Annotated in this window: 16 protein-coding genes; 4 read left to right on the forward strand and 12 right to left on the reverse strand. The window is 60.3% G+C overall.

From position 1 onward, the window contains the following. Positions 1-91: 91 nt before the first annotated feature. The 6 genes from D7S44_RS10100 to D7S44_RS10125 form a co-directional block, all read right to left on the reverse strand. Positions 92-1,489, reverse strand: a complete 1,398-nt coding sequence (locus D7S44_RS10100) for an efflux transporter outer membrane subunit (RefSeq protein ID WP_120454468.1) — start codon at positions 1,487-1,489, stop codon at positions 92-94. Continuing rightward, a complete protein-coding gene (locus tag D7S44_RS10105; RefSeq protein ID WP_120454470.1) occupies positions 1,479-4,616 on the reverse strand; it encodes an efflux RND transporter permease subunit in 3,138 nt (1,045 codons plus the stop codon). The genes D7S44_RS10100 and D7S44_RS10105 overlap by 11 nt, the downstream gene beginning before the upstream one ends. A gap of 10 nt (positions 4,617-4,626) precedes the next feature. Continuing rightward, complete coding sequence (locus tag D7S44_RS10110) at positions 4,627-5,763, reverse strand: efflux RND transporter periplasmic adaptor subunit (protein ID WP_120454472.1); 1,137 nt, start codon at positions 5,761-5,763, stop codon at positions 4,627-4,629. Between the two features lie 173 nt (positions 5,764-5,936). After that, positions 5,937-6,125 (reverse strand): toxin-antitoxin system HicB family antitoxin, encoded by a 189-nt coding sequence (locus tag D7S44_RS10115; RefSeq protein WP_120454474.1) that lies wholly within the window; start codon positions 6,123-6,125, stop codon positions 5,937-5,939. 411 nt (positions 6,126-6,536) lie between these two features. Further along, positions 6,537-8,264: a penicillin-binding transpeptidase domain-containing protein gene (locus D7S44_RS10120; protein ID WP_120454476.1), complete on the reverse strand. Its 1,728-nt coding sequence runs from the start codon at positions 8,262-8,264 to the stop codon at positions 6,537-6,539. Between the two features lie 273 nt (positions 8,265-8,537). Continuing rightward, positions 8,538-10,811, reverse strand: coding sequence for a molybdopterin guanine dinucleotide-containing S/N-oxide reductase (locus tag D7S44_RS10125; protein ID WP_120454478.1), 2,274 nt, complete (start codon positions 10,809-10,811; stop codon positions 8,538-8,540). Positions 10,812-10,989: 178 nt separating this feature from the next. Between D7S44_RS10125 and galR the strand changes: the two genes are divergently transcribed. Then, positions 10,990-11,991, forward strand: coding sequence for an HTH-type transcriptional regulator GalR (gene galR, locus D7S44_RS10130; protein WP_120454479.1), 1,002 nt, complete (start codon positions 10,990-10,992; stop codon positions 11,989-11,991). Here the strand turns inward: galR and D7S44_RS10135 are convergent. Then, positions 11,988-12,440 carry a GNAT family N-acetyltransferase gene (locus tag D7S44_RS10135; protein WP_120454481.1) on the reverse strand — a complete coding sequence of 151 codons (453 nt, stop codon included), beginning with the start codon at positions 12,438-12,440 and terminating at the stop codon, positions 11,988-11,990. The genes galR and D7S44_RS10135 overlap by 4 nt on opposite strands. Before the next feature lie 12 nt (positions 12,441-12,452). Then, positions 12,453-13,709: a diaminopimelate decarboxylase gene (lysA, locus tag D7S44_RS10140; RefSeq protein ID WP_120454483.1), complete on the reverse strand. Its 1,257-nt coding sequence runs from the start codon at positions 13,707-13,709 to the stop codon at positions 12,453-12,455. 97 nt (positions 13,710-13,806) lie between these two features. Here lysA and D7S44_RS10145 point away from each other — a divergent pair, with 97 nt between their 5' ends. Then, a complete protein-coding gene (locus tag D7S44_RS10145) occupies positions 13,807-14,727 on the forward strand; it encodes a LysR family transcriptional regulator (RefSeq protein ID WP_120454485.1) in 921 nt (306 codons plus the stop codon). Here the strand turns inward: D7S44_RS10145 and D7S44_RS10150 are convergent. Then, positions 14,724-15,887, reverse strand: coding sequence for an MFS transporter (locus D7S44_RS10150; RefSeq protein ID WP_120454487.1), 1,164 nt, complete (start codon positions 15,885-15,887; stop codon positions 14,724-14,726). The genes D7S44_RS10145 and D7S44_RS10150 overlap by 4 nt on opposite strands. A 353-nt stretch (positions 15,888-16,240) precedes the next feature. On the opposite strand from D7S44_RS10150, the gene D7S44_RS10155 reads away from it, so the two are divergent. Next, positions 16,241-16,867, forward strand: a complete 627-nt coding sequence (locus D7S44_RS10155; protein ID WP_120454488.1) for a serine protease — start codon at positions 16,241-16,243, stop codon at positions 16,865-16,867. Positions 16,868-16,909: 42 nt separating this feature from the next. Here D7S44_RS10155 and lysS read toward each other — a convergent pair whose 3' ends face one another. Together lysS and prfB are read right to left on the reverse strand one after the other, a co-directional pair. After that, positions 16,910-18,433 carry a lysine--tRNA ligase gene (gene lysS / locus D7S44_RS10160; RefSeq protein ID WP_120454490.1) on the reverse strand — a complete coding sequence of 508 codons (1,524 nt, stop codon included), beginning with the start codon at positions 18,431-18,433 and terminating at the stop codon, positions 16,910-16,912. Between the two features lie 9 nt (positions 18,434-18,442). Further along, positions 18,443-19,541 (reverse strand): peptide chain release factor 2 gene (gene prfB, locus D7S44_RS10165; RefSeq protein ID WP_120454492.1). Its coding sequence is split into 2 segments (ribosomal slippage): positions 18,443-19,465 and positions 19,467-19,541, totalling 1,098 coding nucleotides; the frame shifts between segments, so codons are not numbered across the junction. A 171-nt stretch (positions 19,542-19,712) separates the two neighbouring features. Between prfB and D7S44_RS10170 the strand changes: the two genes are divergently transcribed. Then, positions 19,713-20,030 carry an RpnC/YadD family protein gene (locus D7S44_RS10170; RefSeq protein WP_147402097.1) on the forward strand — a complete coding sequence of 106 codons (318 nt, stop codon included), beginning with the start codon at positions 19,713-19,715 and terminating at the stop codon, positions 20,028-20,030. Positions 20,031-20,037: 7 nt separating this feature from the next. On the opposite strand, the gene recJ is transcribed toward D7S44_RS10170, so the two are convergent. Then, positions 20,038-21,771 (reverse strand): single-stranded-DNA-specific exonuclease RecJ, encoded by a 1,734-nt coding sequence (gene recJ / locus D7S44_RS10175; RefSeq protein WP_120455113.1) that lies wholly within the window; start codon positions 21,769-21,771, stop codon positions 20,038-20,040. Positions 21,772-21,774: the final 3 nt, after the last annotated feature.

Consider the following 21,774-nt stretch of genomic DNA (forward strand, 5'->3'; position numbering starts at 1 on the left):
TATTTAAAGTGTTAAGCATAGCGCTGCGTATTATCTGCGAAAGCCCGTACGTTTTTCCATCGGTAAACTGTAATGGTTCCGTTAAGAAAGGTCAGGCTTTCCAGCCGCCGCCCAGCGCTTCATACAGCGTGATTTTCTGGTTTAGCTGGCCCAGACGCGCCGCAATCCAGGCCTGCTGGGCGCTGTAAAGCGAGCGCTGCGCCACCAGCACATTCAGATAGTTGTCAATGCCTTGCTTATAGCGCAATTCAGAATAGTCGTAATCGCGCTGGTTCGCCGCGACCTCTTTTTCCAGGGCCGTTAGCTGATCCTGCCAGGTGTCCTGACCGGCCAGCGCGTCGTTCACCTCTTTAAAGGCGGTCTGGATCGCCTTCTCATAGTTGGCGACTTCAATACGCTTCTCGATTTGGGCGATATCAAGATTGGCCTGATTCACGCCGCCGTCGAAGATCGGCAGGTTGATCGAGGGCACAAAGGACCAGGAGGCGGTTCCGCCCTCCAGCAGATGCCCCAGCGAACTGCTGGCCGAACCGCCTGACGCCGTCAGCGAGATGCTGGGGAAAAAGGCGGCGCGCGCCGCGCCGATATTAGCGTTGGCCGCCTTCAGCGTATGCTCAGCAGCAATAATATCGGGACGGCGGGTCAGCAGATCCGACGGCAGACCCGCCGGGGTCGCCGGGAAGTCCCAGCGATTATTCAGCGTGGCGTTTTTCAGCAGATCGACCGGCAGATCGGTACCCGCCAGCAAACGCAGCGCGTCGACATCCTGGCGCACCTGACGTGTGTAGCTCGCCACGTCCGCTTCGGCGCTGCGAACCGTGCTCTCCGCCTGTGCCACATCCACATCGCTGCTTACGCCGCCGCGGTAGCTGAGCTGGGTTAATTCATAGGATTTCTGCTGGCTCTGAGCGGTCTGCTGCGCCAGATGCAGCAGATCGTTATCGGAGCAGAGCGTCAGCCAGGCTGACGCCACCTGGGCAATCAGCGCAATGCGCGTGGCGCGCTCGGTCGCCTCGGTGGAGAGATACTGTTCCTGCGCCTCGTCGCGCAGGCTGCGCAGACGGCCGAAGAAGTCGAGCTCCCAGGAGGTGACGCCCAGCCCGGCGTTAAGCTCGTGATAGGTCACCGCGCCGGAGCTTTTGGTGCTGTAGAGATTGGCGGGCTCGTGCGCCGAAGTCTGGCTGGCGGTGGCGCTGATCGACGGCAGCAGCGCGGCGCGGTTGACCTGCACCGCTGCGCGCGCCTGCTCGACGTTAAGCGCCGCGACGCGCAGGTCGCGGTTATTCTGCAGCGACAGCGCAATCAACTGGCGCATGCCTGCATCGGTAAAGAAATTCTGCCACGGCAGATCGGCCACGTTGCCAACGGGCGTCTGCTGGTCGTAGCGCGTCTCGACAGGCATGGCCGGGCGATGGTACTCAGGCTGTAGACTACAACCCGCCAGCAGCAGAGCGAGCGGCAGCAACGTACAGCGAACATTAACGATCATGATTAACTTCCTCAGGGGCCGCGTTCTCTTTCTTACGTGAGAAGAACTGCGCCACGACTACGTAGAACATGGGAACAAAGAAGATGGCGAGGAAGGTTGCGGTGATCATCCCGCCCACTACCGCCGTACCGATAGAGTGCTGGCTGCCCGCGCCCGCGCCGCTCGAAATGGTCAACGGCAGCACGCCGAGGATAAAGGCCATCGAGGTCATGATAATGGGACGGATACGCAGCCGCGCCGCCTCTAGCGCCGCCTCGACCAGGCTCTTGCCGTCGCGCTCATGCAGCTCTTTGGCGAACTCGACGATCAATATCGCGTTTTTCGCCGCCAGCCCGACGGTAGTCAGCAGGCCGACCTGGAAGAAAACATCGTTCTGCAGGCCGCGCAGCAGCACCGCGCAGAGGGTGCCGAGAATGCCGAGCGGCACCACCAGGATTACCGAGAAAGGTATCGACCAGCTCTCATAGAGCGCTGCCAGGCAGAGGAAGACCACCAGGATCGAGAGAGCGTAGAGCTGAGTGGTCTGCGAGCCGGACGTCTGCTCCTCATAGGAGATGCCGTACCACTGCACGCGGAAGCCTTTCGGCAGTTTCGCCGCAATCTCCTCAACCGCCTTCATCGCCTCGCCGCTGCTGTAGCCCGGCGCGGGCGATCCCTGAATCTCCTCTGCCGTCATGCCGTTAAAGCGCTCGTAGTGCGGCGAGCCGCTGACCCATTTGCCGCTGCCGAAGGCGGAGAACGGCACCATGGTTCCGCTGCTGTTGCGGAAGTACCACTTATTGAGATCCTCCGGGGTGACGCGCGACGCCGCCTTGCCCATCAGATAGACCTGCTTGACGCGGCCGTTATACATAAACTGGTCGATATAGCTGGAGCCCCAGGCCACTGACAGCGTGTTGTTGACGTCAGACATGCTGAGGCCGAGCGCGCTGGCGCGTTCGTCGTTGATCTCCAGCTGGTACATCGGCTCATCTTCCAGGCTATTCATACGCACCTGCGTCAGACGCGGATCCTGGTTCGCCAGCTGCAGGAACTGGTGGGTGGCGTCCATCATCTGCTGATGGCTGTGCCCGGCGGTATCCTGCAGGTAGAAGTCAAAGCCGGTGGCGTTGCCCAGCTCCATTACCGCAGGCGGCACCATGGCAAAGACTTTTGCGTTCGGGTAGCTGGCGAAATGCGCGCTGATACGCGCCGCCAGCGCCTGGACGCTCTGGCTGCTTTGCTTGCGTTCGCTCCAGTCTTTGGTGCGCACGAAGACCATACCGCTGTTCTGTCCGCGGCCGGCGAAGCTAAAGCCGTTAACCCCGAACATGCTGCTAAATACCGAGGCTTCGTTCTTTTGCAGATAGTCGTTGATATCGTTAAGCACCAGCTGGGTGCGCTGCGCTGAGGCGTTTACCGGCAGCGTGACCTGTAACATCATCACCCCCTGATCTTCCTCAGGCAGGAAGGTGGTCGGCACGCGGGTGAAGAGGAAGCCGGTGACGCCAACAATCACCAGATAGACAACGATAAACAGGCCGCGCCGCGAGATCACTGTGCTCACGCCGCGCGTGTAGTACAGCGTGCCGCTGTCGAAATGACGGTTGAACCAGCCCGCAAGCCCGGTGGTTTTATGTTCCGCCGAGGCGCGTTTAAGGATCGTGGCGCAGAGCGCCGGGGTAAAAATCAGCGCCATCAGCACCGAAAGCGCCATCGCCGAGACGATAGTGATAGAGAACTGGCGGTAAATCACCCCGGTCGAGCCGGCGAAAAAAGCCATCGGCAGCAGCACCGCCGAGAGCACCAGCGCGATGCCGAACAGCGCGCCCTGAATCTGCTCCATCGACTTGATGGTGGCGGTTTTCGGATCGACCTGCTCTTCGTGCATCACGCGCTCGACATTCTCCACCACCACGATGGCGTCATCCACCAGCAGCCCTATCGCCAGCACCATGCCGAACATCGTCAGGGTATTAATGCTGTAGCCGCTGGCGGCGAGAATGCCGAAGGTGCCCAGCAGCACGACCGGCACCACCATGGTGGTGATCAGCGTTGCACGCAGGTTCTGCAGGAAGATCAGCATTACGAAGAACACCAGCACGATCGCTTCGATCAGCGTTTTCACCACCTCTTCGATCGAGGCGCTGACCACCGGCGAGGTGTCATAGGGATAGACCACCTCCACGTTGTCCGGCAGCGAATCTTTCAGTGAGGCAATAGTGGCGCGCACCGCTTTGGCGGTATCCAGCTCGTTGGCGCCGGTAGCCAGACGCAGCGCGATCCCGGCGGAAGGCTTGCCGTTCATGATGGAGTCGATGGTATAGCTCTGCGGCCCCAGCGCCACGCTGGCGACATCTTTCAGGCGGATTTGCGAACCGTCGCTGTTGACCTTGAGCAGCACGTTTTCAAACTGGCTGACCGTCGTAAAGCGCGACTTGCCCAGAATGGTGGCGCTGGTTTTCGCGCCCGGAACGGTCGGCAGCCCGCCGAGCGAGCCGGAAGAGACCTGCACGTTCTGATTGTTGATGGCAGTGGTGACGTCGCTCGGCATCAGGTTATATTTGTAAAGCTTCGCCGGATCGAGCCAGATGCGCATCGCATATTCCGCCCCCATCACCATAAAGTCGCCAACCCCTTTGGTACGCGAAATCGGATCCTCCAGCTTCGATACCAGCATATCCGCCAGATCGCCGTTGCTCAGCTTGCCGTCTTTCGAGATCAGGCCGATCACCATCATGAAGTTTTTCTGGTACTTACGAATACGGAGTCCCTGCTGGGTGACGTCAGTGGGAAGCTGCGACTCAGAGAGCGAGACGCGGTTCTGCACCTGGACCTGGGCGATATCGGGATCAACGCCCTGATTGAAGGTGGCGATAATCTGCGCGCTGCCGTCGCTGGCGCTGCTCGATTCGATATAGCGCAGGCCATCCAGCCCGTTAAGCTGCTGTTCGATGACCTGCACCACGGTATTTTGCGTGGTCTCCGCGCTGGCGCCCGGATAGGTGACAGAGACCGATACCGCCGGCGGCGAGATATCGGGATACTGATTCACCGGCAGGCTTAGCGTGGCGATAGCGCCGACCAGCATCACGATAATGGCCACAACCCAGGCGAAGATCGGACGCTTAATAAAAAATTTAGACATGACCTCTCCTTTACTGCGCTGACGGATCGGTCATCGACAGACTGACGCCGCCGGCAGCCGGCGTATCCTGGCTGTTCGCGGCCTGAGCATTGACCTTTATGCCGCTGCGCACGCTCTGAAGTCCGTTGACGATAACCTGCTCGCCGCTCTTCAGGCCGCTGTTGACCAGCCAGTTGCCTTTCACCATCTCGCCGGTCGTAATGTTGCGCTGTTCTACGCTGCTGTCCGGTTTAACGACGTAGACATAGGGCTGCCCTTTGGCGTCATGCATGATCGCCTCCTGCGGCAGCAGAATGCCCTGCTGCTGCACCCCCTGCGGGAACACGGCGTGTACATACATGCCGGGCAGCAGCTCGTTATGCGGGTTAGGGAAAACCGCGCGCAGCACGACCGTGCCGGTCGTCTCGCTGACGTTCACCTCGGAGAACGCGAGTTTGCCTTCCAGCGGATAGGTGCTGCCATCTTCCAGCTGCAGCTTCACGGTGGCGGTGTTGTCATCCACTTTTTCCAGCTTGCCCTGCGCCATGGCGCGACGCAGGCTCAGCAGATCGGCGACCGATTCGCTGACGTCGACGTAGATCGGATCGAGCTGCTGAATAGTGGCGAGATAGTCGGTCTGCCCGTTGGTCACCAGCGCGCCGGCGGTGACCAGCGAGCGGCTGATATGACCGGCGATCGGCGCTTTTACCAGCGTGTAGTCCAGATTGACTCTGGCGGTCTCGAGATCCGCTTTCGCGGAGCGCTCCGCGGCAACCGCGTCGTCATAGGTCTGCTGGCTGATGGCGTGCGCCGCCGCCAGCGGCTGATAGCGCTTCGCTACCATTGCGTCGTTCTGCCAGGTCGCCAGCGCTTTGTCATAGGCCGCTTTATAGGTGGCCGGATCGATCTGGTAGAGCGGCTGCCCGGCTTTCACTTCGCCGCCTTCGGTAAACAGCAGTTTCTGTATCACGCCGCTTACCTGAGGGCGTACCTCAGCAGTCTTTACCGCATTGGTGCGGCCAGGCAGCTGTTTCATTAACGTTACGGGCTGGCTTTTAACCGTTGTTACGCCTACTTGCGGGATGCTGGAGGCAGCAGGCTGGCCTCCTCCCTGATCGCAGGCCACCAGTAAAAACACCACGCTGGCAGAAAGAAATTTCAGACGCATAGTTCTTCTCATTACAGGGGAAAGTAACGAGAGTGATTACTCTCGTAGGGGGGTCTATTGTAGAGAAGCGCCCACACAGGAATCTGTTAAGGTTGCGTAAAATATATTTTCCGGACGAAAATTCCGCGCTTTTGTGCAGCATTCCCGCACGTTTCGTTCAGGACTGAACCGGTTTAACCTTGAGGTTCGATGCCGCGACGACGCAGCTCGCGGCGCGCCAGCTCTTTAAGCCAGCAGGCGAGCGTCACGTTTTCAGCATCCGTCAGTTCACGCAGCTGCTGATGCAGCTGGTAAGGGATACGTAGTTGAAACGCAGCGGATCTTCCTTCGCCGCGCGGCGTTCGATCTTTGGTTTTCGGCATAGATATTTCCCTGAGCGACAGAGCGCCTTTTACGGCGCTACCCACGCCGCAAAAGGCTAACGTCCCGTCATGGAATGCAGGATAACGGTTCGTTGCAGTTACCCTATCGCACCGGCTTTTTTTTTGTTCGCGTCAAAGCGTTAAGGGTGGGTTAAGAGATGTGAGCAGATTGCGGCGGGTTAACAAAAGACAAAAAAAACCCACGCATCCGCGTGGGTTGGTGCAATAAACAGGGTGGATTATCCTTGCGGATATCGCTGCCTGAGCAGCGCGTCTTCGCACCTATCAATACCTCTGGGACTGCTATCCTCGCACTCTGCAGCGGGACAAAACAGCGCGAAAACGCAACGGAATTCGGGGAAATGAAACCAGGTATGAATAAGCTCCACTCCCGTTTACATCCTGATTTTACTAAGATTTATCTGAAGACTTACTGTAAATCGCATCCGGCGCGATATTCATATGCTTCAGCACTGGCCCCATGATATTGCCGAAGATGGGCGCGGCGACCGAGCCGCCGAAGTGGTCCCCGGCGGTGGGATGGTTGATCATCACCACCAGCGCCACTTCCGGATGACTGGCGGGCGCAATGCCGGCGGTATAGTTGATATAGCCGCCATCATATTTGCCGCTGTCGCCCATCTTCTCCGCCGTACCGGTTTTCGTCGCCAGCCGGTAGCCAGGCACCGCCGCTTTGATACCCGTACCGCCTGGCAGCACGTCACTCTCCAGCATATGCACCACCTCTTTTACCGTTTCCGGATTCGCTACCTGCTTGCCGAGCACTGGCGGCGTCACGCGGGTAATCGACAGCGGACGATAAACGCCGAAAGCGCCCAGCGTGGCGTATTCACGCGCGATCTGCAGCGGCGTTACGCGCAGGCCATAGCCGAAGGAGAAGGTCGCGCGTTCGATATCCGCCCAGCGCTGACGGTGCGCCGGAAAGTAGCCGACGCTCTCGCCGGTCAGCCCCAGCCCGGTAGGTTTGCCCAGGCCAAACGCCTGATAGGTATTGACCAGCGCCTCGGCGGGCATCGCCAGCGCGATATGGGACACGCCGATATCGCTCGATTTCTGCAAAATGCCGGTCATGGTCAGGCGCGGCCAGTGGCCGACGTCGCGGATCAGGTGGCCGTTTACCCGATACGGCGTGGTGTCAATCACCGAATCGGGGCGCACCAGATGACGCTCCAGCCCTTCCATCACGACCAGCGGCTTCACCGTTGAGCCGGGTTCATAGCTGTCGTTGATCGCCGCGTTGCGCATCTGCGCCGGGGTGGCGCCGTCGTAGTTGTTCGGGTTAAACGACGGATAAGAGGCCATGCCAAGGATTTCGCCGGTATCGATCTTTATCAGCACCGCCGCGCCGGAATCCGCTTTATTCAGCAGCACCCCATCGCGCAGCTTGCTGTAGAGGGTGTATTGATCGAACTTATCGATGCTGAGCTGCACCGTCGGCGGCTGCGTCGGCGGCGTATAGCTCAGCATTGAGATAATGTTGCCCGCGGCGTCCTGACGGTACACCTCTTTGCCCGGCACGCCCTGCAGCAATTTGTCATAGCCTTTTTCCAGCCCGTTCAGGCCGGAGTTGTCTGCGCCGACGATGCCGATAAGCGGCGCGGCCGCCTCGCTCATCGGGTAGAAGCGGCTGTCGTCATAGACTTCGCTGATGCCCTTCAGGTGCAGCTCGGCGATATCTTTGGCGATGCCAAGCTCGATTTTACGGCCCAGATAGAGAAAGCGGCGTTTCGGGTTGGCGGTGATCTGCGCGGCGATCTGCTCTGGCCGCATATTCAGCGCCGAGGCCAGGTAGGCCCACTTGGCGCTAAGAAAGTCGGGGTTCGCCTCCAGCACGCGCATTGGATCGGCGATAACGTCACGCGAGGGCACCGAGAGCGCCAGCGCTTCGCCGTTGCGATCCAGCAGGGTGCCGCGGTTGGTCGGCAGCGTGACGGTGCGCAACGAGCGCTGGTCCGCTTCGTGCTCCAGCATCGGCTGGTTAAGAAACTGCAGATCGGCGATGCGCGCCAGCAGCACCACCATGCAGGTCAGCACGCCAAGGCAGATCAGGCGAAAGCGAAACGGGTTAAAAGGGGCTTTGATCTGGTCTTTTCCCAGTAGTTTTTTTATCCGGGGCATGGCAATCCGCTGCAAAGAAAAAGTAAAAAATATCTCCGCGAGCAGTTATAAAGAAAGCGTTACGTTGTTAACAGGAAAACTGTGTATCAGTTCGTAATCGGCGCGCCAGGCAAAAAAAAACCTGCGCATCTGCGCAGGTCGGTGTAATCAAGAAAATCTATTGATGTTCACCCATCAATACCTCTGGGACCCTGACTGTAGCAAGGCCGCGAGACGGGCTGCCATCACTCAAACGCAACAGTGTCCGGCAAAATGTAACCAGCCATGTGTTTGTTAAGCAATTTTGCAAACCGCATGTTTTTTGATGTCTACCAGGCAACTCATGGCGTTCGGCCCCTGCGTCAGCGACGAGGTGCCGATATCCAGCGTCAGCACATTAGGGTTGCCCGCGCGGTCGAACGGCTGCCACTCTGCGCCGAAACCGGGATCGAACCAGGCGCCGGTGGCGACGATGACCACGCCTATCGTCAGACCGTCGGTCAGGCGCACGCCCGCCAGCATCGCGCCGCGTGCGTTGCGCACTTCAATCACGTCGCCGTCCGCAATGTCGCGCGCCGCCGCGTCCTGAGGATGCATATAAAGCGTTTCATGTCCGGCGGTTTTGTTGCCCTGCACCGTCGGCGTGGCGTCAAGCTGGCTGTGCAGCCGATCCGACGGCTGGATGGAGATCATATGCAGCGGGAACTGTTCGCTCAGCGCCGCGCCCAGCCACTCCTGCGGCTCGCGCCATTCAGGGTGACCGGCGAAATCCGCCAGCTGATAGTCGGCGATGGTCTGGCTGAACAGCTCGATCTTGCCGCTGGCGGTCTTGATCGGATGACGCTCAGGATCGGCGCGGAAATCCTCCATAAAGAGATAGGGCTTGCCCCCTTCCGGGATCTCGACGAAGCCGCGCGACCAGAAATCTGCGAACTCCGGGAAATCGATCCCTTTGCGCGCATGCGCCACCGCGCACTGCTGGTAGAGATACTCAATCCACTGGCGTTCGTTGCGTCCCTCGGTAAACGCCTCGCGATAGCCGAGACGTTCGGCCAGATCGGCGAAAATATCAAAATCGTTGCGCGCCTGATGCTGCGGCCTGATCGCCTGGTGCATCGCCAGCACAAAGCGGTCGCGCGACGAGCCGCCGATATCGTTGCGCTCCAGCGTGGTAGTCGCGGGCAGCACGATATCCGCCATCTGCGCCGCTGGCGTCCAGACGATATCCTGCACCACCACGGTATCGGGCTTCTGCCAGCCCTCAACCAGTCGGTTAAGCTGCTGATGATGATGGAAAGGATTGCCGCCCGCCCAGTGCACCAGATGAATGTCGGGATAGGTCAGCGTTTCCCCCTGAAAGGTATAGGGCTGGCCCGGATTGAGCAGCATATCGCTGATGCGCGCCACGGGAATCGACAGGCCCGAAGGATTGGGCCCGGTGGCCATCAGCGGCGCGGGGCCGTCCTGACGCGGGTTGCCGACGCTGTTCATCGAACCGTGGCCAAAGGAGAAACCGGCCCCCGGCAGGCCAGGCTGGCCGAGCATGGACGACAGCGCAATCATCATCCAGTAAGGCTGCTCGCCGCGATGGGCGCGCTGAACCGAGTAAGAGCAGGTAATAAAGCTGCGCTTGCCGATCAGCTGTTCAGCCAGTCGGACAATGCGCTCCGGCGGGATGCCGGTGATGCGGCTCGCCCAGCCGGCGGTTTTGGCGACGCCGTCGCTTTCGCCCAGCAGATAGGCGCGCAGCTGCGGCCAGCCGGTGCAGTGGCTGGCGAGAAACGCCTCGTCCACCGCGTTGCGCTGGGCGATCTCATAGCCCAGCGCCAGCATCAGCGCCACGTCGGTATTGGGGCGAATCGGGATCCAGTCGGCGTTGACGAACGCCGGGCAGTCATCGCGCATCGGGCTGATATTAATAACCGGCGTGCCTTTGGCCGCCAGCTGCTCCAGCGCCGGTTTCAGGCTGTGCTGGCCTGCGCCGCCCGACGCCACCTGGGCATTTTTCAGCGCCAGCCCGCCGAAGGCAACGAAGATTTCCGCGTGCTCCACCACCTGCGGCCAGTCAGTCACGCGCCCGGTCAGCGGCATATAGGTGCCGATCACATAAGGCAGAAAAAACTGCGCCGCTCCCCAGCTGTAATTGCCCTGCTGATCGACGCCGCCGCCGCCCTGAAAATAGAAGCGACGGATCAGGGTGCGCGCGTGGTTGACGCGGCCCGCCGACGACCAGCCGTAAGAGCCGTTGAAAATGCCTGAGGCGCCGTAGCGTTCGCGGATGCGGCGATTTTCGTCCGCCACCAGATCCAGCGCGGTCTCCCAGTCAACGGCGACGAAATCTTCCCGTCCGCGCAGCGTGCGGTCGCTTTTTTCGCGCGCTTTCAGCCAGGAGCGGCGCACCATCGGCTGGCGAATACGTTTGTCGGAGTAGACCAGCTCGGGAATGGTGTTCAGCATCGGCGACGGATCGGCGTCGGCGAAGAACGGCTCGCAGCCGATCAGGCGATCGTTTTCAGTTACGGCGGAGAATGCGCCCCAGTGCGCCAGATGCGGCACTCGCTTTTTCATGGTTTCTTTTACGGCAGGTAAGGGAAAAACGCAGGATACCACGCGACCCTGCGCCGGGTTAAGCCTGGAATTTTGCCCCTTTTTGCGACGGCGCAGACATTCTACCGGCTTGATGTAGGCCGCCTTTTCCGTAACACTGCTGCCATGTGTAAACGTTTTCCCTAAAGCAGGTCAAGGCATGGCTACGATTAAGGATGTTGCCAGACTGGCGGGAGTTTCCGTCGCGACGGTTTCCCGTGTGATTAATAATTCGCCTAAAGCCAGCGAGAGTTCGCGTCAGGCCGTCAGCCAGGCGATGGAGGAGCTGCAGTACCATCCTAACGCCAACGCGCGCGCGCTGGCGCAGCAGTCAACAGAGACCTTAGGACTGGTGGTCGGCGATGTGTCCGACCCTTTTTTCGGCGCAATGGTTAAGGCAGTTGATGAAATAGCCGGACAGACCGGTAACTTTTTGCTGATTGGTAACGGTTACCACAATGAGGAAAAAGAGCGTCAGGCGATTGAGCAGCTGATGCGCCATCGCTGCGCCGCGCTGGTGGTGCATGCCAAGAAAATCCCTGACGCCGAGCTGGAGCTGCTGATGAAGCAGGTGCCGGGCATGGTGTTGTTAAACCGGCTGCTGAAAGGGTTTGAACAGCGCTGTATCGCGCTCGACGACCGCTACGGTGCCTGGCTGGCGACGCGCCATCTGATCCAGCAGGGGCATCAGAACATCGCCTTTATCTGCTCCACCCATCCGATTTCCGACTCCGAAGATCGCCTGCAGGGCTATTACGACGCGCTGAAAGAGCACGGCCTGCCCTGCAACGATCGGCTGGTTACGCTCGGCGAACCGGATGAAGTCGGCGGCGAACAGGCGATGACCGAGCTGCTGGGGCGGGGCCGCAGTTTTTCCGCCGTGGCCTGCTATAACGACTCGATGGCCGCCGGGGCGCTGGCGGTGCTGAGCGATAACGGCGTTCGCGTGCCGGAGGAGATGTCGCTGATCGGCTTTGATGACGTGCTGGTGTCGCGCTACGTGCGCCCACGCCTGACGACGGTGCGCTATCCCATTGTCACCATGGCGCAGCAGGCGGCGGAGCTGGCGCTGGCGCTGGCCCACGGGCAGCCGCTGCCGGAGGTGACCAATATGTTCAGCCCGACGCTGGTGCGACGGCATTCAGTGAGCGGGCCGGGTTAAATCTCGCGCCGGTAAAGCCTGACCCTTTTATGCGGGTAGTCCAGCGCCTCGCCCGCTGGCGTCCAGCCGTGGCGTTCGTAGTAGTCGCCAAAGGTGGACCAGAGCCACAGGCGGCCATAGCCGCGCTGTCGCGCGTAGTCGATCACATGCTGCTGTAGCGCCGCGCTCAGGCCGCCACCGCGCGCGCTTTCCTCGACGTAGAGCGCAGCGAGCCAGGGGAAGAGATCCTGACGGCTAATCAGGTCGCAGCGCCAGAAGCCCACCGTACCCACCGCCCTGCCCGCGTCGTCAACGGCGACGAAGGTGACGGGAAACTCCGTCTCCTGCAGCGAACTCTCCACCACGCTGGCCATAAAGTCGCGACTGTTGTCCGCGTCAAAGGCGCGCCACAGCCAGTCGGAGACCTGTCCGGCGAACTGTGGCGCGTCGCGCAAAGAGAGGATCTTCACCTGACGCGCGCCTTAGCTCAGCTCAAGCGCCAGCAGTTCCTGGATGGTCTGCGCACGGCGGATTTCGCGCGCCCTGCCCTGTTCGAACAGCACTTCCGGGATCAGCGGGCGGCTGTTGTAGTTAGAGGACATCGACGCGCCGTAGGCGCCGGTATCGTGAAACACCAGATAGTCACCCACCCGTGCCGCAGGCAGCGCGCGCGTTTCGACCTTGCCGCCTTCCAGCTGGGTAAAGACGTCGCCTGATTCGCACAGCGGCCCGGCGACCACGCTATCGACCCGCGTCTGCTCATCCACAGCGCGTCCGTCGCCCGCCAGCAGCGAAATATGGTGATAGCTGCCGTACATTGAGGGGCGCATCAGATCGCTGAAGCCCGCATCCACCAGCACGAAGTGGCGGCTGCCCATCGCTTTCACCGCGCGCACCTGCGACACCAGCACGCCTGATTCAGCAACCAGAAAACGGCCCGGCTCGATCTCCAGCTTGACCGGATGGCCGAGATGGGCGGCGATACGCTGGCGCGCCGCATCCCACAGCCCGAAATAGTGCGCGGTGTCGATCGCCTCTTCGCCGAAGCGGTAAGGAATGGAGAGACCGCCGCCCGCCGAAATCGCCTCAAGGTCGTGGCCGAGCGCGATCACCTGCTCCACCATCGCATCGCATACCTGCTGGAGATGACCGTAATCGACGCCGGAGCCGATATGCATATGCAAGCCGACCAGCCGCAGGCCATGCTGCTCAATCGCCTTCAGCGCCTGCGGCAGCTCGCTGTGCCAGATGCCGTGTTTGCTGTTCTCGCCGCCGGTATTGGTTTTCTGGCTGTGGCCATGGCCGAAGCCAGGATTAATGCGCAGCCACACCGCGTGGCCAGGGGAAACGTCGCCCAGCTGATGCAGCATATCCACCGAACCGGCGTTAACCGGCACCTTCAGCTCCGCGATGCGCGCCAGCGTCGGCCGATCGAAAACGTCGGCGGTAAATACGATCTCTTCGCCGCCAGGCTGAAAACCCGCCGCCAGCGCGCGTTCGATTTCGCCGAGCGATACCGAGTCGACCTTAACGCCCGCCGCGCGCATCAGGCGCAGGATATGAATGTTGGAGCAGGCTTTCTGCGCGAAGCGCACTACGTCGAAGGCGCGCAGCTGTTCGATACGCTGCTGAATAATCTGTGCGTCATAGGCCCAGAACGGGCCGTTGTACTGCTGCGCCAGCGGCAGCAGCTGTTCGGCGTTGAGCGCGGTGGTGTGGTCGGTTAAGGCGCGTGGCATAAGGATTCTCCTGTGGTTACGGCTATTAAGCCAGAACCGTGCCATGCTGAAAAATATCTGTTTTAATAGCTTCTATGCAAAATGGATATGGTAGCCCATGGCAAAAATTAACTGGCGACACATTGAGATCTTTCACGCGGTGATGACCAGCGGCAATCTGACGCAGGCCGCGACGCTGCTGAACACCTCGCAGCCCACCGTCAGCCGCGAGCTGGCGCGACTGGAAACGCAGCTTGGGCTACGGCTCTTCTCGCGCGTGCGCGGTCGGCTGCAGCCCACAGTGCAGGGGTTGCGCCTGTTCGAAGAGGTGCAGCGCTCGTGGTACGGGCTGGATCGCATTATGGAGGCGGCGGACGGGCTGCGTCAGTTTCGTCAGGGGGAGCTGTCCATCGCCTGCCTGCCGGTCTTTTCGCAGTCGCTGCTGCCGCCGCTGGTGCAGCCCTTTATGCAGCGCTATCCCGACGTCAGCCTGAATATTATTCCGCAGGAGTCGCCGCTGCTGGAGAAGTGGCTGTCGGCGCAGCGCTACGATCTCGGCCTGACCGAAACCCAGCATGCGCCTGCCGGTACGGAACGCCTGGCGCTGCTGACCTGCGACGAGGTGTGCGTTCTGCCGCAGCAGCATCCGCTCTGCGCGCGCGCAGTGCTGACACCGCAGGATTTCGCCGGAGAAAACTACGTCAGCCTGTCGCGCGCCGACAGCTATCGCCAGCTGCTGGATACGCTGTTTCATGAAAAGAGCGTGGAGCGCAGGCTGGTGCTGGAGACGCACAGCGCGGCGTCGGTTTGTGCGATGGTGCGCGCGGGCGTGGGGATTTCGGTGGTGAATCCGCTGACGGCGCTCGATTATGCCGACAGCGGTGTGGTGATGCGTAAATTCAGCGTCGCGGTGCCTTTTACCGTCAGTCTGGTGCGCCCGCTGCACCGCCCCGCCTCGGCGCTGGTCGCCGCCTTTGTTGACCACCTGCAGACGCAGGTGGCCGACTTTCCCCGGCGCATCGCCGAACGGCTGGCTTAGGCGCGCACTGTTGCGGCGCTGCCGCCCGCTTTACGGAAGGTGATCAGACAGATCAGCAGGCCTACAGCGGCCAGCGCGGCGGCGGCGACCGGCACCGCGGTCAGGCCGTAGCCTCGTCCGATTACCGCGCCGCCGACCCATGCGCCCAGCGCATTGCCGACGTTAAAGGCGGAAATGTTCAGCGTCGAGACCAGATTCGGCGCCTCCTTGCCATGGCGCACCACGTTGATCTGCAAACCCGGCACGGTGGCGAAAGTCGCCATCGCCCACAGGAACAGCGTCACTTCCGCCAGCCACAGCGCATGGCTGGTCCAGCTAAACAGCAGCGAGAAGATGGCGATCAGCGAGAAGCTTAAAATCAGGCTGAAGGAGACCTTCCAGTCCGCCAGCTTGCCGCCGAGGATATTGCCGACGGTCAGGCCTGCGCCAATCAGGAACAGCGTCCAGCTGACGCCGCGCGCGCTGATGCCGGTAACCTGCAGCAGCAGCGGCGCGATATAGCTGAACAGCGCGAACATCGCCGCGGCGAAGAACACCGTCATCAGCAGCGAAAGCCACAGCTTGCCGTTAGCCAGCGCGCTGATTTCGCTCGCCAGATGCACCGGCTTCTCTTCTTTGTTGACCGGCAGGCTGACGATCAGCGCGATAAAGGCCAGCACGCCGATAATGGCGACGCCCCAGAAGGTGGCGCGCCAGCCGAACAGCTGACCAAACCAGGTGCCGAGCGGCACGCCGAGCACGTTCGCCAGCGTCAGGCCGGTAAACATCAGCGCCACGGCCGACGCCTGACGGCCCGGCGCCACCAGGCTTGCCGCCACGACCGCGCCGATGCCGAAGAAGGCGCCGTGACAGAGCGCGGTAATGACGCGGGCCATCATCAGCAGGTTATAGGTGTAGGCCAGCGCACAGAGCACGTTGCCGATAATAAAGATAATCATCAGCAGGATAAGTGTTTTTTTACGCGGCAGTCTGGCGGTCAACAGCGCCATAATCGGCGCGCCGATGGCGACGCCCAGCGCGTAGCCGCTGATGAGCCAGCCTGCCGACGGAATCGAGACCCGCAGATCGCCCGCCACCTCGGGCAGCAGGCCCATAATGACGAACTCGGTGGTTCCAATCGCAAACGCACTCAGCGCCAGCGCCAGTAAAGCAACAGGCATAACACACTCTCCCAATCGATAAGCAGGTGAACGCCGCAGCGGACGCCGGGCGCGGACGGTTATAAAAATTTGAACTTCGTCACGGTGGGTATTAAATCATAGCCGCCTCTCGGCATACACCCCGCGTGCGGCAAGGATCTTTTGCCGCAGACGCAATAATGAGTGCCGGATGTTTGCCAGAATCTTAACAATAGCCTCCCCTATTACGCGCTACGCTTGATAGTGAGGAGCAGCCGCACTATTAAAAAGGGCGCGTTTCATGTTGATTTATTGCGTAAAGGAACAGGATGCATTGCCGATACCCCAAATGCCTTGTCCGATAATGTAAAGCCATTCTTAAGCGGGGAGAGAAAATGCAACGGCTAATCGCTCTGATGGCGCTCTGTCTCAGCGGCTGCTCCGTCGGCCACTATGAGTACAGCAGCGAAGCGCAAAAGCGCGTTGATATGACCTATACCGGCATTCCCACCGCGCTCGGGCTGGGAACCCTGGGCACCACCATTCCGCTGACGGCGGAATATAGCCTGACCGCCGCGCACGTCGCTAAGTTCTCGCTTTATCGGGTTAAGGCCTGGCATCCTGAGTGCGATCTCGCCGTGGTTTACCATAAAAATAGCGAAGCTAATCTGCCGCCGCGTTTTCGCAACAGCCATATCGGCGACAAAGTGAATCTCTACGGCTACAGCTTTATCAGCGCGATGCCGGTCAGCTCCAGCGGCGAGAACCTGATTAATACGTCATTAGCGAACAGCTGGAACAAGGCGCAGTGCGTGGTGGTTGCGGCCAATGCCGGCGTGGTGAAAGGCATGTCGGGCGGCGCGGTCTATAACGCCTCGGATGATACCCTGGCGGGGGTGATCGTCGGCTACAGCAGCCGCATTGATGATAACCAGAGCGGGAAAACCCTCTATCGCGACGTTGCGCTCTATGTGCCCTATGCGCGCTTCGAGGCCTGGCTGAACGGCGTAGTGAAATCCTGACGGCCAGAAAAAAAGAAGGCCAGCATCGCTGGCCTTATTTGTTTACTTCGCGCCGCCCGGACGCAGCGCCGGGAACAGGATCACGTCGCGAATGGTATGGCTGTTGGTGAACAGCATAACCATGCGGTCGATACCGATGCCCAGACCCGCCGTCGGCGGCAGGCCATGTTCCAGCGCCGTAACGTAGTCTTCGTCGTAGAACATCGCTTCGTCGTCGCCCGCGTCTTTCGCGTTTACCTGCTGCTGGAAACGCTCCGCCTGATCTTCCGCATCGTTCAGCTCCGAGAAGCCGTTGCCGATTTCGCGGCCGCCGATAAAGAATTCAAAACGATCGGTAATTTCCGGGTTTTCGTCGTTGCGGCGCGCCAGCGGCGACACTTCCGCCGGGTATTCGGTGATAAACGTCGGCTGGATCAAATGCGCTTCCGCCGTCTCTTCGAAAATCTCCGTCACTACGCGGCCCAGGCCCCAGCTCTTCTCGACTTTAATGCCGATAGCCTGTGCAATCGCCACGGCTTTGTCGAAATCATCCAGATCCGCCAGATCGGTTTCCGGGCGGTACTTTTTGATCGCTTCGCGCATGGTCAGCTGCTCAAACGGCTTGCCGAAATCGAATTCCTGCTCGCCGTAAGGCACTTTAGTGGTGCCGAGCACGTCCTGCGCCAGGGTGCGGAACAGGCTTTCAGTCAGTTCGATCAGGTCTTTGTAATCCGCGTAGGCCATATAGAGTTCCATCATGGTGAACTCAGGGTTATGGCGCGGCGAGATGCCTTCGTTACGGAAGTTACGGTTGATCTCGAATACGCGATCGAAACCGCCTACCACCAGACGCTTCAGGTAGAGCTCCGGCGCGATACGCAGATACATGTCGATATCGAGCGCATTGTGATGGGTGATAAACGGACGCGCGGAGGCACCGCCCGGGATCACCTGCATCATCGGGGTTTCCACTTCCATAAAGTCGCGGTTCACCATGAACTGGCGGATGCCGGCCATGATTTTTGAACGCACTTTAAAGGTGTGGCGCGAATCGTCGTTGGCAATCAGATCGAGATAGCGCTGGCGATAGCGGGTTTCCTGATCGGCGAGGCCGTGGAATTTGTCCGGCAGCGGGCGCAGCGCTTTGGTCAGCAGACGCAGCTCGTGGCAGTGAATCGACAGCTCACCGGTTTTGGTTTTGAACAGCTTGCCGCGCGCGCCGAGGATATCGCCCAGATCCCATTTCTTGAACTGTTCGTTATAGATGCCTTCCGCCAGGTCGTCGCGCGACACATAGAGCTGAATGCGGCCGCCCACGTCCTGCAGCGTCACAAAAGAGGCCTTGCCCATAATGCGGCGGGTCATCATGCGTCCGGCAACGCTGACCTCAACGCCTAAATCTTCCAGCTCTTCGTTGCTCTTCTCGTCATACTGCGCGTGCAGCACGTCCGAGGTGGTATCACGGCGGAAATCGTTAGGAAAGGCCACGCCGTTTTCACGCAGCGCGCTGAGTTTTTCGCGACGCGTTTTCAGTTCGTTATTTAACTCAAGGGCGGCATCAGCGCTCTGCGGTTGTTGTTCTGACATGTCGGTTCCTTATAGCCCTGCTTTTAAACTTGCTTCAATAAAACGATCGAGATCGCCATCCAGCACCGCCTGAGTATTGCGGGTTTCAACGCCGGTGCGCAGATCTTTGATGCGGGAATCATCCAGCACATAGGAGCGAATCTGGCTACCCCAGCCGATGTCAGACTTGTTGTCTTCCAGCGCCTGCTTCTCAGCATTTTTCTTTTGCATCTCAAGCTCGTACAGCTTCGCCTTCATCTGCTTCATCGCCTGATCTTTGTTTTTATGCTGAGAGCGGTCGTTCTGACACTGCGTAACCGTGCCGGTCGGAATATGGGTGATACGCACCGCCGATTCGGTACGGTTAACGTGCTGACCGCCCGCGCCCGACGCGCGGTAGACGTCAATGCGCAGATCCGCCGGGTTGATGTCGATATCGATATCGTCATCCACTTCCGGATAAATAAACGCAGAGCTAAATGAGGTGTGGCGACGGCCGCCGGAGTCAAAAGGACTCTTACGCACCAGGCGATGCACGCCGGTTTCGGTACGCAGCCAGCCAAACGCGTAGTCGCCGGAAATGCGCACGGTGGCGGATTTCAGACCGGCCACTTCGCCTTCTGATTCTTCGATGATTTCGGTTTTAAAGCCTTTGGATTCGGCCCAGCGCAAATACATACGCAGCAGCATGCTGGCCCAGTCCTGCGCTTCGGTGCCACCGGAACCGGCCTGCAGATCGATATAGCAGTCGGCGCTGTCATATTCCCCGGAGAACATACGGCGGAATTCCAGCTCGCCCAGTTTGGTTTCCAGCGTGTCGAGTTCGGCAACGGCTTCGTTGAAAGTCTCTTCGTCGTCCGCTTCTACCGCCAGCTCCAGCAGTCCTTCAACATCTTCCAGGCCCTGCTGCATTTGATCGAGAGTGTCGACGATGGCTTCCAGCGAAGAGCGTTCTTTACCCAGCGCCTGCGCGCGTTCAGGTTCGTTCCAGACGTCTGGCTGCTCCAGCTCGGCGTTTACTTCTTCGAGACGTTCTTTCTTGGCATCGTAGTCAAAGATACCCCCTAAGAACGTCGCTGCGCTCGGTGAGGTCCTGGATGCGGTTTTTAACCGGATTAATTTCAAACATGGCTTTCGGGTCTTTTCGCTGAATGTCGGGATGGAAACCCCGCAGTCTAACTGAAATAGCCGTGAGATTGTAGGGTTTCAGTGGCGCGCCGTCCCTGGCAGTAAACCTCTTCGTCAGCGTGATCTCACCAGGTTGTTTGAGCCGCTCGTCACGTTTATGCTGCAAAATTCAGTGACCCACAAACAGCGGCTGGCGCTGATTAACTCTATGATTCAGGCGGGCGACGTACCGCAGGCGAAAAGCTTTATCGAGGCGCTTGCGCGCCGCGTACCGCAGCAAAAGGAAGAACTGATGACGATTGCGGAACAGCTTAAGCAAATGGGACGCGAAGAAGGCCTTAGCGAAGGCCGTTACAAAGGGCGCAATGAAGGCCAGCGCGAGGCGACGCTGGCGATTGCGCGCAATATGCTGTCCAGAGGGCTCGATTTTACGCTGGTGCAGGAAGTGACCGGGCTGTCGGCGGCGGATCTTCAGCAGATCCGCCACTGAGGCCGGATTAATTCAGCGGCCAGAGATGATCGATAATCAGCTGTACCGAGCGATTGCCGCGGTATTCATTGATATCGAGCTTAAAGGCCAGCTCCACCTGACGCACGCTGCTGTCAGGCCACAGCGTGGTGTCGACGTTAAAAGCGATGCCGTCAATCAGCGGGCCGCCGCCGAGCGGCTCCAGCATCACTTTCAGATGGCGTTCGCCTACCAGCCGCTGCTGCAGCAGTTTGAATTTGCCGTCGAAGGCGGGCTCAGGAAACGCCTGTCCCCAGGGGCCCGCTTCGCGCAGCAGCTCGGCGGTCTGTATGCTGAACTCGCCCGGCTGCAGCGCGCCGTCTGACCAGATAACGCTCTGCAGCGTCTCTTCGCTCAGCCACTCTCCCAGCAGCTCGGCGAAACGCTGACGGAACGCCTCGAACTGCGTCTCCTCCAGCGACAGCCCCGCCGCCATGGCGTGACCGCCAAACTTCAGCATCATGCCGGGATAGAGCGTATCGAGCCGCTCCAGCGCGTCACGCAGGTGCAGGCCGGGAATCGACCGTCCAGAGCCTTTTAGCGTGCCGTCGCCCGCCGGGGCAAAAGCGATAACCGGACGATAAAAACGCTCTTTCAGCCGCGAGGCAAGAATGCCGACCACGCCCTGATGCCATTCAGGATGGTAAAAAGCCAGTCCCAGCGGCAGGTCGGTCTGCTGACGCTCCAGCGCCTGACACAGCGCCAGCGCCTCGCTCTGCATACCCTGTTCAATCTCTTTGCGCGTCTGGTTGAGTGCATCCAGCTCGCTGGCCAGCATACGCGCCTGCGTAATGTCGTCGGTAAGCAGCAGCGCCACGCCGACCGACATATCATCGAGCCGCCCCGCCGCATTCAGGCGCGGGCCAAGGGCGAAGCCGAGGTCGCTCGCCACCAGCTGGCGCGCGTCGCGGTTGGCGATCTCCAGCAGCGCGCGTATGCCCGGACGGCACTTTCCGGCGCGAATGCGGCTCAGCCCCTGCCACACCAGAATACGGTTATTGACGTCGAGCGGCACCACATCGGCCACGGTGCCGAGCGCGACCAGATCCAGCAGCTCCGCCAGGTTCGGCTCGGCGCGCGTTGCGCCAAACCAGCCCAGCTTACGCAGATGCGCGCGCAGCGCCATCATCAGGTAAAACGCGACGCCGACCCCCGCCAGCGCGCGCGACGGAAAGGCGCAGTCGTGCAGATTGGGGTTAACAATCGCCTCCGCCTCAGGCAGGGTTTCGCCCGGCAGATGGTGATCGGTGATCAGCACCGGAATGCCGTGCTGATGCGCGCAGGCGACGCCGCTGTGGGAAGAGATGCCGTTATCCACCGTCAGGATCAGCTGCGCGCCGCGTGCGCGCGCCTGCTCCACCACTTCCGGGCTCAGGCCGTAGCCGTCATCGAAGCGGTTAGGCACCAGATACTGCACGTTATGGCCGCCCATACTGCGCAGCGCCAGCACCGTCAGCGCAGTGCTGGTCGCGCCGTCGGCGTCGAAATCGCCCACGACCATAATGCGCCGCCCGTCGAGCAGCGCCTGGTGCAGCAGCTCAACCGCCTCATCCAGCCCGTTCAGGGTGGTGAAAGGCAGCAGATGCTTCGCACCGCGCTCCAGCTCAGCCGGGCTGCGCACGCCGCGCTGCAGATAAAGCCGTTTAAGCAGCGGCGGAAGATCCGTCGGGAGTTGATCCTCAACGCTCACTTCACGCCGCCGCAGTTCTACTGATTTAATCACTGC

Source organism: Pantoea piersonii (genome assembly GCF_003612015.1).
Lineage (GTDB): Bacteria > Pseudomonadota > Gammaproteobacteria > Enterobacterales > Enterobacteriaceae > Pantoea > Pantoea piersonii.